At 62.7% G+C, this 15,251-nt stretch carries 16 protein-coding genes and 1 tRNA gene; 10 read left to right on the top strand and 7 right to left on the bottom strand.

The features are described from left to right. The first annotated feature begins 113 nt into the window (after positions 1-113). From egtA to egtD, 4 genes are read left to right on the top strand one after another with little or no spacing between them, the layout of a single operon-like run. A complete protein-coding gene (gene egtA, locus RM2_RS12085; RefSeq protein ID WP_072689505.1) occupies positions 114-1,328 on the top strand; it encodes an ergothioneine biosynthesis glutamate--cysteine ligase EgtA in 1,215 nt (404 codons plus the stop codon). Beyond that, positions 1,328-2,632, top strand: a complete 1,305-nt coding sequence (gene egtB, locus RM2_RS12080; RefSeq protein WP_072689502.1) for an ergothioneine biosynthesis protein EgtB — start codon at positions 1,328-1,330, stop codon at positions 2,630-2,632. The genes egtA and egtB overlap by 1 nt, the downstream gene beginning before the upstream one ends. A gap of 1 nt (position 2,633) precedes the next feature. Next, entirely contained in the window at positions 2,634-3,380 is a 747-nt protein-coding gene (gene egtC / locus RM2_RS12075) for an ergothioneine biosynthesis protein EgtC (RefSeq protein WP_072689500.1), read from the top strand. After that, positions 3,377-4,351 carry an L-histidine N(alpha)-methyltransferase gene (gene egtD / locus RM2_RS12070; protein ID WP_072689497.1) on the top strand — a complete coding sequence of 325 codons (975 nt, stop codon included), beginning with the start codon at positions 3,377-3,379 and terminating at the stop codon, positions 4,349-4,351. Before egtC ends, egtD begins: the two co-directional genes overlap by 4 nt. Positions 4,352-4,404: 53 nt before the next feature. Here the strand turns inward: egtD and RM2_RS12065 are convergent, their stop codons facing one another. The 7 genes from RM2_RS12065 to RM2_RS12035 form a co-directional block, all read right to left on the bottom strand. Continuing rightward, positions 4,405-5,055, bottom strand: a complete 651-nt coding sequence (locus RM2_RS12065; RefSeq protein WP_072689494.1) for a helix-turn-helix domain-containing protein — start codon at positions 5,053-5,055, stop codon at positions 4,405-4,407. Next, on the bottom strand, positions 5,052-6,272 hold the full coding sequence (locus RM2_RS12060) for a cytochrome P450 (RefSeq protein WP_072689491.1): 1,221 nt from the start codon (positions 6,270-6,272) through the stop codon (positions 5,052-5,054). The genes RM2_RS12065 and RM2_RS12060 overlap by 4 nt, the downstream gene beginning before the upstream one ends. Before the next feature lie 121 nt (positions 6,273-6,393). Continuing rightward, positions 6,394-6,978: a hypothetical protein gene (locus RM2_RS12055; RefSeq protein ID WP_072689756.1), complete on the bottom strand. Its 585-nt coding sequence runs from the start codon at positions 6,976-6,978 to the stop codon at positions 6,394-6,396. A gap of 264 nt (positions 6,979-7,242) precedes the next feature. Continuing rightward, complete coding sequence (locus tag RM2_RS12050) at positions 7,243-7,884, bottom strand: DUF2461 domain-containing protein (RefSeq protein WP_072689488.1); 642 nt, start codon at positions 7,882-7,884, stop codon at positions 7,243-7,245. A gap of 23 nt (positions 7,885-7,907) precedes the next feature. After that, positions 7,908-8,888: a ribose-phosphate diphosphokinase gene (locus RM2_RS12045; protein ID WP_005255561.1), complete on the bottom strand. Its 981-nt coding sequence runs from the start codon at positions 8,886-8,888 to the stop codon at positions 7,908-7,910. Beyond that, the gene (gene glmU / locus RM2_RS12040) at positions 8,885-10,387 is read right to left on the bottom strand and encodes a bifunctional UDP-N-acetylglucosamine diphosphorylase/glucosamine-1-phosphate N-acetyltransferase GlmU (protein WP_072689485.1); all 1,503 of its coding nucleotides are present in this window, start codon (positions 10,385-10,387) and stop codon (positions 8,885-8,887) included. Before glmU ends, RM2_RS12045 begins: the two co-directional genes overlap by 4 nt. A 121-nt stretch (positions 10,388-10,508) precedes the next feature. Further along, positions 10,509-10,579 (bottom strand) — tRNA-Gln (locus tag RM2_RS12035). A 239-nt stretch (positions 10,580-10,818) separates the two neighbouring features. Here RM2_RS12035 and RM2_RS12030 point away from each other — a divergent pair. The 6 genes from RM2_RS12030 to RM2_RS12005 all read left to right on the top strand — a co-directional run bounded on the left by RM2_RS12030 (position 10,819) and on the right by RM2_RS12005 (position 15,131). Further along, on the top strand, positions 10,819-11,430 hold the full coding sequence (locus RM2_RS12030; RefSeq protein WP_245813884.1) for a TetR/AcrR family transcriptional regulator: 612 nt from the start codon (positions 10,819-10,821) through the stop codon (positions 11,428-11,430). Positions 11,431-11,544: 114 nt separating this feature from the next. Continuing rightward, positions 11,545-12,186: a ScbR family autoregulator-binding transcription factor gene (locus RM2_RS12025; protein WP_072689479.1), complete on the top strand. Its 642-nt coding sequence runs from the start codon at positions 11,545-11,547 to the stop codon at positions 12,184-12,186. Between the two features lie 273 nt (positions 12,187-12,459). After that, entirely contained in the window at positions 12,460-12,924 is a 465-nt protein-coding gene (locus RM2_RS12020; RefSeq protein WP_072689476.1) for a GyrI-like domain-containing protein, read from the top strand. Continuing rightward, positions 12,921-13,346, top strand: coding sequence for a hypothetical protein (locus tag RM2_RS12015; protein WP_072689472.1), 426 nt, complete (start codon positions 12,921-12,923; stop codon positions 13,344-13,346). Before RM2_RS12020 ends, RM2_RS12015 begins: the two co-directional genes overlap by 4 nt. 376 nt (positions 13,347-13,722) lie before the next feature. Further along, entirely contained in the window at positions 13,723-14,331 is a 609-nt protein-coding gene (locus tag RM2_RS12010) for a hypothetical protein (RefSeq protein ID WP_245813875.1), read from the top strand. Continuing rightward, positions 14,328-15,131, top strand: coding sequence for a ThiF family adenylyltransferase (locus tag RM2_RS12005; protein ID WP_373863327.1), 804 nt, complete (start codon positions 14,328-14,330; stop codon positions 15,129-15,131). The genes RM2_RS12010 and RM2_RS12005 overlap by 4 nt, the downstream gene beginning before the upstream one ends. Positions 15,132-15,251: the final 120 nt, after the last annotated feature.

Below are 15,251 nucleotides of genomic sequence, written 5' to 3'. Positions count from 1 at the left end.
AATCGACTCGAAGGTACCCTCCCGTTTTGAAAAGTATTCCGATGGAGCGTGCACCGAGCGGCGCCTACCTCTAATGTCGATAAAGACATTCAGGCGCCCCAGGGGGAGGTCCTATGCGTACGGCAATTCAGTCGGTTGAGCGAACCTGCCTCACTTCTAGACCGGCGGCAGAGGCGTATCTCGGTGGTGTGTGCTTCAAACTGGGTCCACCGCAGTTGATCGGCGCGGAATTGGAGTGGCTCACCGCGCAACCCCCGGATTACCTGCGCCCCGGCCTTGTGTCGCTGGCCGCAGCACTCGGACCACACACTCCCCGAACCATCGATCCCACTTCTCCTGCTCAGCCTCTCCCGGGTGGCAGCGCCGTCACGGTCGAACCCGGCGGACAGATCGAATTGTCCAGCGCTCCCTGTCGCTCCGCACGTGAGCTGTGCGACTATCTCGCCGCCGATCATGCGGTTCTCGCAGGCCTGTTGTCATCCAAATCGATCCTCATGGCGTCCGAGGCCGCGGATGGCCGTCGGCCTGCCCAGCGACTTCTGCAGTCGCCGCGATACTCTGCCATGGAATCACGCTTCGCCAGAATCGGGCCTTTTGGGAAGTTGATGATGTGCAACACCGCGGCAACGCAGATCAGCGTCGACGCAGGCGCCGATGCGGCCGCAGTGGAAGAACGGTGGCGCTTGCTGTACACAATCGGGCCTGCGCTGGTCGCAGCCTTCGCATGTTCGACGCGACTGTTCGGGATACCTGACGGGCAGTGGGCGTCGCAGCGAATGCGTACGTGGCTCGAACTCGATGCACCCCGTACCGCAGGTACTCCGCGCAGTGCCGACTATGCGGCATGGGTACTGGATGCGCCACTGCTGTCCGTATACAACGACGGGGAAGATTGGGCGCCCCCGGACGATGCGACATTCGGGGACTGGGTGGACGGGGCGCTGGGCGAGATGGTCGGGCAACCGACGTCAGCCGACCTCGATTACCACCTCACCACGCTGTTCCCGCCTGTTCGGGCCGCGGGCCACCTCGAGGTGCGCTACCTCGACGCGCAACCGGGTGATCTGTGGCGGGTTCCGATTGCGGCTATCGATGCGTTGCTTTCGGGTCCGGGAGTGATGGCAGAGGCGCTCGGCGCGGCCCTACCTACTGCGGATCGCTGGCGGGACGCGGCAGAATTCGGCCTTGGAGACCTTGACTTACGCTCTGCAGCAACAGCGTTGCTGTCGCTAGCGGCATCGTACGCGCCCGACCCTGAGTTCGTCAGACTGCTCGACGCCGCAGCCGAACGATGTTGCCGGGGCTTGGCCCCGGGAGAGGAATACTGATGGGCACCCGCGAGAAGATCGAGACCGTGCTGACGCGGGCACGTGCGCGCACCGACGGGCTGACGGATTGCGTGGACGCGGCGGAACTCGTGGCTCAGCATTCACCTTTGATGAGTCCGCTCGTATGGGATCTGGCGCACATCGGCAATCAAGAGGAGTTGTGGCTCGTCCGCGACGTCGGAGGCCTCGAGCCGATTCGCCACGATATCGACGAATTGTATGACGCATTCAAACATTCGAGGAACACGCGGCCGTCGTTGCCGCTACTCGACCCGGACGAAGCCAGGAAATACGTACGTACGGTTCGCGACAAGACGTGGAACATTCTCGACAGCAGCACCTTCCGTGGGCGGCGGCTCGAGGAGAACGGATTTGCCTTCGGCATGATCGCCCAGCATGAGCAGCAGCACGCCGAAACGATGCTTGCCACCCATCAACTACGGTCCGGCGCAGCGGTGTTGACTGCTGAGAATGCACCGCGTGTCGGAGCAGCGATAGCCGAGGACGAAGTGGTGATTCCCGTCGGCGAGTTCACCATGGGTACTTCGGACGATCCGTGGGCCCTCGACAACGAGCGCCCCGCGCATCCCGTGAACGTTCCGGCGTTCGTGATCGATGCCGCCCCGGTCACCAATGGCCGATATTTCGAGTTCATCGATGACGGCGGTTACCGGCGCCCAGAACTGTGGAGTGAACGAGGATGGGCGCATCGGCTCGAGGTGGGGTTGGAGGCTCCGCAGTTCTGGGAGCACGACGGGTGCGGAACCTGGTGGCGACGCAAATTCGGGGTCGTCGAACCACTCCATTTCCAGGAACCGGTACTACACGTCTGTTTCTTCGAGGCCGAGGCGTTCGCGCGTTGGGACGGCAAGCGTCTGCCGACGGAAGGCGAGTGGGAGAAGGCGGCACGTTGGGATCCGTTTACTGGCCGGTCACGCCGATACCCCTGGGGTGACGATGAACCCGACAAATCTCTCGCGAATCTCGGGCAGCGGCACCTCGGTCCGGCCGTGGTCGGCGCATATCCGTCGGGCGCGTCCCCACTCGGCGTCCATCAACTGATCGGCGATGTCTGGGAATGGACGTCGTCGTCGTTCACACCCTATCCGGGTTTCGCGGCGTTCCCGTACCGCGAGTATTCCGAGGTTTTCTACGGCGGCGACTATCGCGTCCTACGCGGCGGTTCGTTCGGCACCGACCCGGTAGCGTGCCGCAGCACGTTCCGTAACTGGGACCACCCGATCCGCCGGCAAATTTTTTGCGGATTCCGCTGCGCCCGTGATCTTCCGGGGGTCGACCGCTGAGATGTGCCGACACCTGGCCTATCTGGGGCCGGAACAATCAGTAGGCGACCTCCTGGTCCGAGGTGAGAACTCGCTGTTGCATCAGTCGTTTGCGCCCCGCGACATGCGGGGCGGCGGAACGATCAACGCGGACGGGTTTGGTGTGGGGTGGTGGGGAGTCGAAGGATTTTCGCGCTACCGCAGTGATCAGCCACTCTGGTCTGATTCCGCCCTACGAGAGACGTTGCCGGGCATTCGCTCCGGTGCTGTCGTTGCTGCCGTACGTTCGGCGACGGTAGGTATGCCGGTGCAGCGCACGGCGTGTGCACCGTTCTCGGACGAAGTTTGGGCGTTCAGTCACAATGGGGTCGTGGGCGGATGGCCGGAGTCCCTAGGGGAACTCGCCGCTGACATGCCCGTGACCGATCTTCTTCAACTCGAGGCGCCGACAGATTCGGCGGCGCTCTGGGCGTTGCTGCGCGGCGCTCTCGCGGAGCAGGATCCCGAGAAGGCGATGATCTCGCTGGTGCGCGCGGTTCACGCGGTGGCCCCGGACTCGCGATTGAACCTGCTGCTGGGGAACGGCCGTGAACTGTGGGCTACCACCTGGTACCACTCGTTGTCGGTGCTCGTCGACGACGAACGGGCCATCGTGACATCTGAACCTTACGACGACAACCCTGCGTGGCAATCGATTCCGGACCGCCATTTCGTCAGTGCGCGCCCTGGGCACCTGACCGTTACACCACTCGAGATCGGATCTTCATGACTACTACACCGCCGCTCGATGTGTACTTGCAGCCCGAGCAGTTGAGGGCCGCGTTGCGGAAGGACGCCGGCGCAGGGCTGACGTCGAACCCGAAGTGGCTCCCCCCAAAATACTTCTACGATGCTCACGGGAGTGAGTTGTTCGAGCAGATCACGGAATTGCCCGAATACTTCCCGACGCGCACCGAACGGGAACTGCTCAGGCGCTTCTCCGGAGAAATCGCCGACGTGGCGTCACCGGAGATTCTCGTGGAACTCGGATCGGGGTCTTCGGAGAAGACGCGACTCCTACTCGATGCAGGGACCGGTCACGGAACTCTCCATACGTATGTACCGCAGGATGTCTCGGTGTCGGCGCTCGAGGGTGCTGCAGAGCAGATCGGCGCGGAGTTCCCGAATCTGACCGTTCGCGGTGTCGTCAGTGACTTCACGGAGTCTCTGCACCACCTTCCGCGCGGAGGACGGCGCATGATCGCGTTTCTCGGCGGCACCCTCGGAAACTTGGTGCCCGCCGAGCGCGCGGAATTCCTCTCCAGGATCGCAGACGTACTCGAGACGGGTGAGCACCTCCTCCTCGGAGTCGGACTGGTCACCGACCCGGCAGTCCTTGTGCCCGCATACGATGACGCCGCCGGGGTGACGGCGAAATTCAACCTCAACGTGTTGCGGGTGCTCAACGCGCAACTGGGCGCCGATTTCCCCTTGGAGAACTTTCGGCACGTCGCGTTGTGGGACGCCGACAACGAGTGGATCGAGATGCGACTTGAAGCCGCGTGTGCGATATCGGTTCGGATCGAGGAATTGGATCTCGACATCGAGTTCAGCGCGGGGGAGCAGTTGCGGACCGAGATCTCGGCCAAGTTCACCCTCGAGGGCATCCGGAAGGAGTTGACGGATGCGGGATTCGGCATTGAACGCACGTGGCGGGACCCCGACGAGCGCTTCGCGCTGGTGTGCGCCGCGCGGAACTGAGCGACGGGACTTATCGCCAACAGTGTCCCGATCCTTTCGGCGGGCGTGGGTGGTCAGGGTCGTTCGGCGCCAATGGGCGCTGCGAGGACGGGCGCGACGAACTGTTCGAGCATGGTCCTTTCGTCGGCGTCGTCGATGCCTGGGACGGTGAGTAGAGAGACGATGATCCGGACGAGCCACCGTGCCCTCCGGGCGGTCTCCTCCCCGGTGAACCTCGACCGTCCCAGGAAGGCGGCGCCCAGGGATTCGATTACCCCCGACGAGTGTGCGATCTGCGCTGCCAGTCCGGAGTCGCCCAGTTGGAACCAGGCGGTGAGGGTAGGGTCGGCCCGTACCAAGCGGATCGCCGTCAGCATCGCGTCGACGACCATGACCTTCGGGTCGCCGACGACCGTGTTCTTCGGGTCGCCGACGACCGTGTTCTTCGGGTCGCCGACGACCGTGTTCTTCGGGTCGCCGACGACTACCGAGTCTGCGACGAGTGCGCCGATGCGTCGGGCTTCACGTTGCACGAACGCCAGTTGCAATGCCTGCCGGCCGTCGAAATATCGGTACAGGGTGGCGCGAGAACATCCGGCCGCGCGCGCGACCTCGGCCATACCCACGGCGGCGATGCCGTTTGCGGCATACAACTGAGCCGCGACGTCGAGGATTCGTTCGGCGGCGAGACGGGGACGTTCGTCGCGCATCCAGTCTGCGGTCACGTGTCACCTGCCCTGAACGGGACACTCGTAGGCCGGCGCACGTAGTTACCGTCCGCGTAGACGACGGCGTCGACATCCACGGTGAAGTCGGGGCACCGAGTAAGCAATTCCTCCAGGGCTATCCGTGCCTGCATTCGCGCGGCGGCTGCTCCGAGGCAATGGTGAACTCCGTGACTGAATGTGAGGATCTGCGTGGGTTTGCGGCTAACGTCCAATTCGTCGGCGTCGGCCCCGAACCGTCGGGGATCGCGGTTCGCGGAACCATACAGCAGCAAGGTCTTCCGGCCTCGCGGAATGGTGACGCCCTCGATTTCTACGTCACGCGTCGTGGTGCGGGCGAGTCCCTGGACCGGAGAAGTCAGGCGCAGCAGTTCCTCGACAGCGTCACCGATGAACTCGGGGTGGTCGATCAGCACCTGCCGTTGGTCGCGGTGTCGGGTGAGTAGCTGCACCGAGCCGCCCAGCATTCCGGTCGTGGTGTCGTTGCCGCCCGTCACCATCGTGAATGCGAAACCGAGGATGGAGAGCAGACCACTGACGTCACCGTCGGCACCCATTCCTCCGGCGACGAGGTGTGAAATCGTGTCGTCTCCCGGATCGGTGCGCCGCCGCTCGATCAGGGTGGTGAAGTACCCCATCAGTTCGGTGACCGCCCTGCTGGCGTCGAGGGTGTTTCCCCGCGCGTTGGCCGCGACGATGGCCTCCGTCCACCCGTCGAATCGGTCTCGATCTTCCTCGGGAACGCCGAGATAGTGCGCGACGACCATGCTGGGGAGTGGTTTGAACAGCGTCTTCACCACGTCGCCCTCGCCGGCCTCGCGGAGTTGTTCGATTCGCTCCACCACGAAGGCCCGAACGTCCGGTTCCACGGCGGTGACCTGCCGTGGCGTGAATCCCTTCGCCACCAGACGCCGGAACGCGGTGTGGGCGGGTGGGTCGAGCATCACCAGTGGTGGATTGTCCTGCATACCGATCTTCTCCAACTCACCGTACGTCGTGGTGAGTCCGGCCGCCGAGGAGAACGTCTCGGCATCGCGGGCCGCCGCATAGACGTCGTCGTAACGGGACAGCACCCAGTAGTCGTTTTCCGGTTCGCGTCCTGGGATCACGTGATGGACCGGATCGTGATCGCGGAGGTCGGCGTACATCTGCCACGGGGCACGCCACGATTCTCCGGATCTGGGCACGAATGAGACACTCGACACATGTGCGGTCATGTATCGATAGTGAGACATATACGCGAATGTGTCAATAGCCCTCAATCGAATGCGGGGCGGGGAAGCAGATTGGCATGTAAGGGTGGCACATCACCCGGCATCTGCTCGATAAATGTATGGCCTATTGGGTGGCTGCGATCCGGGCCTTCTCGAGCGCTGCGAGGGTGCGCAGCACGGTGGCGCGCTGCTTCTCGAGATCGCTGACACGGGCGCGGGCAGCGAGGCCGGCGGGCTCGCCGATGAGGTTCATCTGTGCGTCGATGGCCGAGAGTTGATCGAGAAGGCCCGTTACCCGAGTCTCGAGTGCCGCGATATCGACGGCGTCGGTGGACATCGGTGCGGCAGGACGGGCGGCCGGCGTGCGGGACGCGCTGGGGCCATTGGTGCGAGACGTGCTCGGGCCGTTGGGCGCAGATGTGGAAAGCTTTGCGGAACGTGTGGTGCGGGGCTCCGATATCACGGTGGCCGCTCGGGGGCGGAGGGCCTTGCGCACGACGGCCGGGTCGGGGAGTTCCTTCAGCTTCATCTCGTTGAGTTCACGGCGCGCGCTACGGGCGTTGACCCGGTGCTCTCGCTCTTCGTCGTCGTCCGACTGCAGCGTGCCGCCGAGTGGTCGCAGGCCGTACATTCCGAGAAACTGACGGGCCTCGTCGATTACAGATTCCTTCTCGCGGCAAGCGCCGCAGCGTGGCTCATTGCGAAACATATCGACGGCGTCGTCGTCTCCGCACCAAACACACGACCCCGGCGACCAACGCCGGACGTTTCGAATTGCAGCGATATCGATAGGGCCGGAGAGAGTCTGCGCGTCGATCACGACGACCCACAGTAGGTGAACTCGGGCTCGCGAGTCGCATCGCTGTGAGTACGACCTGCGATTCTGCGGCCAAGCGTGACGAAGATCATGTCGTGGCTCGTGAAAAGTCGCGGAAAGGTCCTGTGCCACATTACTTTTCCCGACCAGTAGGTCTTATTCTGCCGCGCCGACCGTGGTGGACAACCAGTCGACGAGTGGCCGCATCGTGCGCCAGCCCGCGCGTACTTCTTCGGCGGCGCGGGCAGTGTCGATCCAGTCGGGAGAGAGGTAAACCTTGCTGGCGGTGAGGGATTTGTGACGCATCAGATCCAGGCGGGGGTGATCCTCGGCGACACCGCGGGGGCGCGTCTTGAGCTTGTCGCCACCGATTTCGTATCCCGCAGACTCCACTTTCTTTACGGTCCGCACTAATTGGCGGCCGCGGCGTTCGTCGTCGACGGCGTCACGGAATCGCGTGACCTGGACCGGGGTATGCGCATAGAAGCCGCCTGCGACGAACAGTCCGGAGGCATCGATCTGCACGTAGAAGCCGACACCGGGTTGCGTCTCGACGAATCCGCCCTGATGGGTCTTATAGGGTGTCTTGTCCTTCGAGAACCGCACGTCACGGTAAGGGCGAAACAGCTTGCCCGCGCCGAACTCCGGCTCGAGTTCGGCGAGCAGGGCGACCATGGGTGCCCGCACGGAATCGTCGTAGACGGCCTTGTGCGCAGCCCAGAAGCTCTTGCTGTTGTCCGCCTCGAGGTCCTCATAGAAGTCGAGAGCAGCGGTGGGTATCCCGGTGAACTCCGTCATAGGACAACAGTAGGCGGAGTGACCTATGCGTTGCCGTTGAACAGCGAGGTAACCGAGCCGTTCTCGAAAACTTCTTTGATGGTGCGAGCCAACAGTGGTGCGATGGACAGCACCGTCAGTGTCGGGAACTTCTTCGACTCGTCGATCGGGAGTGTGTTGGTGACGATGACTTCTTTGGCGCCACAGGCTGCCAGGCGCTCGGCGGCGGGATCGGAGAGGACACCGTGGGTGGCGGCGATTATCACGTCGCCCGCACCGGCCTCCTTGAGGATCTTCACGGCGCCGGCGATGGTTCCGCCGGTGTCGATCATGTCGTCGATCAGGATGCAGGTGTGCCCCTCGACGTCACCGACGACCCGGTTGGACTTCACCTGGTTGGGTACCAGTGGGTCGCGGGTCTTGTGGATGAACGCCAGTGGCGCTCCACCGAGGGTGTCGGCCCACTTCTCGGCGACGCGGACGCGACCGGAGTCGGGGGATACGACGGCAATGTTCTCGGTGCCGTAATTGCCGCGGATGTACTCGGCCAACTGACCTTGGGCGTGCATGTGGTCGACGGGGCCGTCGAAGAAGCCCTGGATCTGATCTGTGTGCAGGTCTACCGTGATGATGCGGTCGGCGCCGGCGGTCTTGAGTAGGTCGGCGATGAGCCGGGCTGAGATGGGCTCACGTCCGCGGTGCTTCTTGTCCTGGCGGGCGTACGGGTAGAACGGCAGGACAGCGGTGATGCGCTTTGCCGATCCGCGCTTGAGCGCGTCGATCATGATCAACTGTTCCATCACCCACGTGTTCAGTGGGGCTGGGTGGCTCTGCAGCACGAAGGCGTCGGACCCTCGTACCGACTCTTCGAAACGGACGAAGATCTCGCCGTTCGCGAAGTCACGGGCAGTCTGCGGAGTGACCCGCACGTCGAGTTCCTTCGCCACCTGTTCGGCCAACTCGGGATGCGCGCGACCAGAAAAAAGCATGAGGTTCTTCTGGTTGTCGATCCAATTCGCGGTCACTGCTCTGAGCCATCCTTAGATTCTTGCTGATCGGTTTTGTGCGGATCTGAAGCGTGGTGCGATCCCGCAGCGGATGCGGCTTCCGCGGCGGCGGTACCGGGCCGATTTCGTTGCACCCAGCCGTCGATATTGCGTTGCTTCCCGCCGGAGACCGCAAGTGCCCCCGGTGGTACGTCGAAACGCAACACGGTGCCGGCGCCGGTGTAGGCGCCGTCACCGACCTGTAGCGGAGCGACGAACATGGTGTCCGATCCGGTCCGGACGTGCGACCCCACAACCGTACGGCTCTTGTCGACGCCGTCGTAATTGACGAACACGCTCGACGCACCGATGTTGGTGTGCTCACCGATCGTGGCGTCCCCCACATAGGTGAGGTGAGGAATTTTGGAATGCGGCCCGATGTCGGCGTTCTTCGTCTCGACGAAGGCGCCGAGCTTGCCGGAGGCGCCGAGTACGGTGCCGGGGCGCAGATACGAGAACGGGCCGACGTCGGCGTCTGCGCCGATCATCGATTCCGAACCGTGCGTGCGCACAACGCTGGCGCCTTCGCCTACCGACACGTCGATGAGGGTGGTGTCGGGACCGATGATTGCGTCCTCGGCGACGATAGTGGTGCCGAGCAGCTGGACTCCGGGATGGAGGGTGACGTCGCGACCGAGCGTCACACCGACGTCGATCCAGGTGGTCGACGGATCGACTACGGTGACACCGGCTCGCATCCAGTTCTCGACGGTGCGACGGTTGAGTTCGGCGGCCAGTGCAGACAACTGAACACGATCATTGGCTCCCGCGACTTTCACGGAGTCAGCGAGATGGGCGCCGAATACAGGTTCACCTGCCCTGCGGGCGATCTTCACAACATCGGTGAGGTACAACTCGCCCTGCGCGTTGTGGGCGTTGAGTCGACCGAGAGCGGAGCGGAGGAACTCTGCGTCGAAGGCGTACACACCAGCGTTGACCTCGGTGATGGCCGCCTGTTCCTGGGTCGCGTCTGCCTCTTCCACGATCTCGGCGATTCCGCCGTCGCTGGGCTGACGGACGATGCGCCCGTAGCCTGTGGGCTCGGGCGCGGTAAAGGTGAGCACCGTGACGGCCGCCGCGGTCGTCTCGCTACGGTGCTCGTCCATCAGGGCATGAAGTGTGCGGCAGTCGAGCAGAGGGATGTCGGCAGCAGTGACCAGAACGACCCCGCGAAAATCGGCGGGCAGAGCGGACAGGGCGCATTCGACCGCATGCCCGGTGCCCTTCTGCTCTTCCTGAATGGCCACGGCGATAGGGCGGCCGAGTTCGGTTTCCAGGGCGCTGACAGCCGCGCTGACGCGTTCCTTGTCGTGGCCTACGACGGTGACGAGGTGAGTTGGGTCTACCTCAGCGGCGGCGTGGAGAGAGTGGGCCAGCATCGTGCGGCCGCCTAGCTCGTGAAGCACCTTGGGAGTCTTCGACCGCATCCGAGTTCCTGCGCCGGCGGCGAGGACTACCACGGCGGTCTGCGCTGGCATGAAGCTCCTCTGGAGTCGTTCCACTTTTGTTGCTCTGACCTGCAGAAGCGTACTCCGCAGACTCTGCTCTGACACACAGAGCCTGCGCTCCGCAGGCTCCGCGCTCGGGCTACGAAAAGCGCTCCGCCGCCAGGACTCGAACCTGAACTATCTGAACCAAAATCAGAGGTGCTGCCATTACACCACGGCGGATTGCCGCGCTCGCGGGCTGTCGCGCCCGTTTACGCCAAAGAATCCTCGCATGCCGACCCGCCGCCCGTCGAACCGCTTCGGAAATTTGTGTCGCACGCACCGATAGAGTAGTCGCTACCTGCAGTGTTCCGTGCCGCCTTCGCGGCACACTATCCACTGCGAGTGTCAGAAAGGATGGTGCTTCGGTGCCCCGACCCACCGACGGCGGCACGGCCCCCGAGCGGGTTGTGCGAACTCGGATGACCGGTACACAACGCCGGGAGCAACTCATCGAGATCGGTCGCGCCCTGTTCGCCGAGCGAGGCTACGAGGCGACGTCGATCGAGGAAATCGCTCAGCGGGCACATGTCTCCAAACCCGTCGTGTACGAGCACTTCGGAGGCAAGGAGGGACTATATGCGGTCGTCGTTGACCGTGATATGTCGCGATTGCTCGAAATGATCACGTCCTCGCTGACGCAGAATCGGTCCCGGATCCGGGTGGAGCGGGTAGCCATGGCGTTGCTGACGTACGTCGAGGAACACACGGACGGGTTTCGGATCCTCGTCCGCGACTCTCCGGTGGCGGCGCCGGACGGTACGTACTCGAGTCTGCTCAACGAGGCCATCGGCCAGGTCGGGCACATCCTCGCCGGCGACTTCGAACGCCGGGGGTTCAACCCCGATCTCGCCCCGCTCTATGCCCAGGCGCTCGTCGGGATGGTGTCGACAACCGCGACGTGGTGGCTTGACGAACGCACGCCCCCGAAGGAAATTGTGGCCGCCCACCTCGTGAACCTGTGTTGGAACGGGCTAACCAATCTCGAGGCGGATCCGCAGTTGGGTACCGACCGACCACCCGCGTCGGAGTGAGGAACGTGTTCTCACGTTCCAACTAGCGGTCCAATATCCACGGCTTCAAGCCTATAGGGTGTTAGGGTTCGCGGGAATTGTGCGCCCCGCCAGGGGTTGTTCGGGAGGCAGTCGATGGCGAGACAGGTTCGGGCAGAGGTCACTCGGGCTTCGGTGCTTACTGCGGCAGCCGACGTATTCTTACGCCTCGGCTATGCCAACGCGGGGCTCAACGAGATCATCGAGCAGTCGGGTGTCACCAAGGGTGCGCTGTACTTCCACTTCAGTTCCAAGGAAGATCTTGCTCGCGGGGTGATCGACGAGGGTCAGATCCGTCTCGTTGCCGAAATGACCTCTCTGAGCGACGGGCCCGCGCCTGCCCTGGAAGCATTGGTCGCACTCTCATACGTCGCAATCGAAGCGGCTAGTTCCGATCCGATCGTCGCGGCGATGCTGCGGTTGCAGCATGAGATCGGCGATTACAAGGGTACGCACGGCAACTTGGTGGTCACTTGGCTGGCGGGCTTCGAAAGGCTTGTAGCCCGGGCGGTTGAGGAGGGCGACATCCTCGTGGAGGACGACGTTTCCGCGGCGGCGCTGTCCACGTTCCTGTTGGGGTCCTGGATGGGTGCCTACGTCGTTGCAAGTGCGACCGATGCCTTCGATGATCTCCCGCGCCGGATGGAACGAGTCTGGTACTTCATGCTCCCGGGTCTGGTGGACGCGTCGAAACTCGGGTATTTCCGGCAGTTCGCCTCTCGCCGTTTGTTGCGTTAGCGAAAATATCCTTCAGGTAGGAGACGCGATTACTCGTCTCGAGAAAAATTCAGGTATGTATTTGGCACCTGCAACACCCCCCTGAATGCTCTTACGCGGATCCGAGTTCGGCAGGTTTTGCTTGCGTGCCGACTTAGGTGTCGGGCTTTGCGGGGAGATGTCGCAGACTGCGAACGGCTGACGATGTATGGTGAAATCTCGTCCCCGATTATCGGGGAGCGGACAATAAGTGCCACCGTGAGCCTCATTTGTCGATGGCATTGGGGGTGCTCGATGCCGTTCCTCATCGTCGAACGCGAAGAGGTGCTGGTGGCTGGACTTGCCGTCCGAAGCCCGAAGCGGGCGTTGGGAAAGGCTCGCGACAGATCCCTCGATAAGACGTGGTCCACTCTTCTCGCACAGAATGTCGATCGACCGTTGGCATCTGCCTATATCGACCACGCGCCCGAAATCAGATCCTATTACACGCAAATCGTGGGATACGAGTGCTCGGCTATTGATCAGGTGGCGCGCGGCCATGTCGTGTCGAGGCTGCCAGCGGGTACCTACGCGAAGTTCTCTACGGTGGGGACCTTTCCCGACCTCTTCGACGCACTCTGGGGGGAGATTGCTGAGGCGGAGGAATCGAAGCGAATCGTACGATCCTTCACTGGCGATTTCGAGTACTACCCGCATGCATTCGGGATCGATTTGTATGTGGCGATTGTGCCCGCAGCCGCGGGTTGGGTGTTGCAATGAGTTTTGAGATCGTCAAGCGTGAGTCCACTGATTTCGGTGGACTCGTTCTTCCGCGTATGGAGTTGGGTTCGTCCATTCATGCGACCGACCTGATGAAGTTCACCAGGGAACGCGTTCAGCAGCGCGGTATCGAAGAGGTGACAACCGTCTACGTGGCGGTTCCCGACTTGGAGTGGAGTGCTGTCATCGGGTATCGCTGTATCGACGTTGATCACCTCGCGATCGGGGACGTGCTCGTCCGAGTGCCGGAAGGATACTTCGCCAAGTTCGCGCCCGATGGGCGCTCTTCCGACCCAATCGAAGACGTGTGGATCCAGGCCGAGTTGGCTGAGAAGGAAGGGCGCATTGAGCGCGCCTATACGGAGGAGATCGAAGTCTTCCGGGCCCCGAGCAACGTCGAACTCTTCATTTCCCTGACGTAATTTCCGGCTCCCTGACATAATTTCGGGGGAATTTTCCGACCTGAAGTCCGATTTATTGCCAATTTGTGGCATTCAGAAGTGACAAACTTGCTCCAAACGCGGAAAATAGATAGCTGCAGGGCTATGACCGGGTGTCGGTGTGTCCAGTTATGGGGGGGCTTTCGATCCCGCGAGTCCCCGAATTGCCGCGCAGCACCTGATGGGAAACTTAATGCTTGTTCAGCAGTTGTCGAACCCGCAGATCCACGCATCGTCGCACAACACCTCACTGGATCGAACTCTGAGCGTGTGGGATTCTCGGTCGGAGTGTCGCTTCGTTGTAGCCCGACCTGCTCGGGAGCCGACACTGTGGGAAGCGTATCTAGAGGGGGCGGTGGTGGGCTATCGAAAATACGGTGCCGAAAAGGCCCTCGAGTTCAGCGAGATACGCGACGGAAGCTCCACCGCGTTGTTTTTGGTAGGCATCGAGGCGGACGGGTCGGTCGCGGGTGGGGTGCGGACGCACGGCCCATACCGATCGGTAGACCAGGCCCACGCGGTCACGGAGTGGGATGAAGATCCGGGCGCTCCCGCGGTGTGTCGGATGATCGAGGACCGCCTCCCGTTCGGAGTCATCGAAGCGAAAGGCGCCTGGGTATCGGACACAGCACCGCGACGGGGTGAACTGGTAGGTGCACTCGGCCGTATCGCCACCTTCGCTATGGATCTCCTCGACGTTCAGTTCATGCTGGCAACGGCCGGGGCTCATGTCTTGAACACCTGGCGATCCTCCGGCGGCGTGGTGGCCGAACATATTGCACCCGTGCCATATCCGGATGATCGCTACGAGACGCGGCTGATGTGGTGGGATCGAAGCAGGCGAAGGGGCCGCGCCGAATCCAAGCAACTGGCCCAACTGTTACTCACGACGTCACGACCGGATACGTCGCTGGCTGCGGCTTCGGGGGTGCGTAGCGTCGGCCGGCGGATGCGGAGCGTCTCGTGAACGAAATCTGTGGTGACCACACCGCATTGCTGCTCGACGAGGGCCACCTCGGTGCGGAGGTACTCGACCGTCTTCGCCGCGACCCCGAGGTGACCTTCATCGATCAACTCGAACAGCAGAGGGCTGCCTTGCGTTCCCTCGTTCCCGCACCAGGTCCGGACGTGCTGGACGAGGCGCCGGTGTGGGCGTATTACTCGTGGCGAAGGACCGCGGTGCGTGTACTCGGTCCGAATTCGTTCCGGTTGTTGAGACTCGATAGGAACCGGAACAAGATCACTGCGAGTGAACAAGATCGACTGAGAGATATCACCGTCGGGATAGTCGGATTGAGTGTGGGTCACGCGGTCGCGCTGGCACTGACGTTGGAAGGGGCGTGCGGAGCGCTGCGGCTTGCGGACTTCGACGTCCTCGAGTTGTCCAATCTGAACCGGGTTCCGGGTACGGTCTTCGATCTCGGCGTGAACAAGGCGGTCGTGGCGGCCCGCCGTATCGCCGAGATCGATCCGTACATCGCCGTCACGTTATGGGAAGACGGACTGAACACCGAATCGGTGGCCGAATTCCTGAAGGGTGCTGACGTGGTGATCGACGAGTGCGATTCCCTAGACGTCAAGGTGTCTCTGCGACGAGAGGCTCGCGCAGGGTCTCCGGGTCCTCGACTGCGGCAGCCAGCGACAGAGGTTTGCTGGACGTGGAACGATTCGACGAGGAACCGGATCGTGCGATCTTCCACGGCATGGTCGGCGATCTCGATGTGGACATGCTGGCGGACCTCGGCTCTCGCGACAGGATCCCGCTGATTCTTCAGATCCTCGATGCCGATCAGTTGTCCCCGACGATGGCGGCGTCCCTGGTAGAGGTGGACGAGACCATATCGACTTGGCCGCAACTCGGCGGAGACGTGCTGCTCGGCGGAGCAG

The sequence above is a fragment of the Rhodococcus marinonascens NBRC 14363 genome (assembly GCF_001894885.1).
Taxonomy (GTDB): Bacteria; Actinomycetota; Actinomycetes; order Mycobacteriales; family Mycobacteriaceae; genus Rhodococcus_F; species Rhodococcus_F marinonascens.
This window is presented reverse-complemented; position numbering and strand designations above follow the sequence as displayed.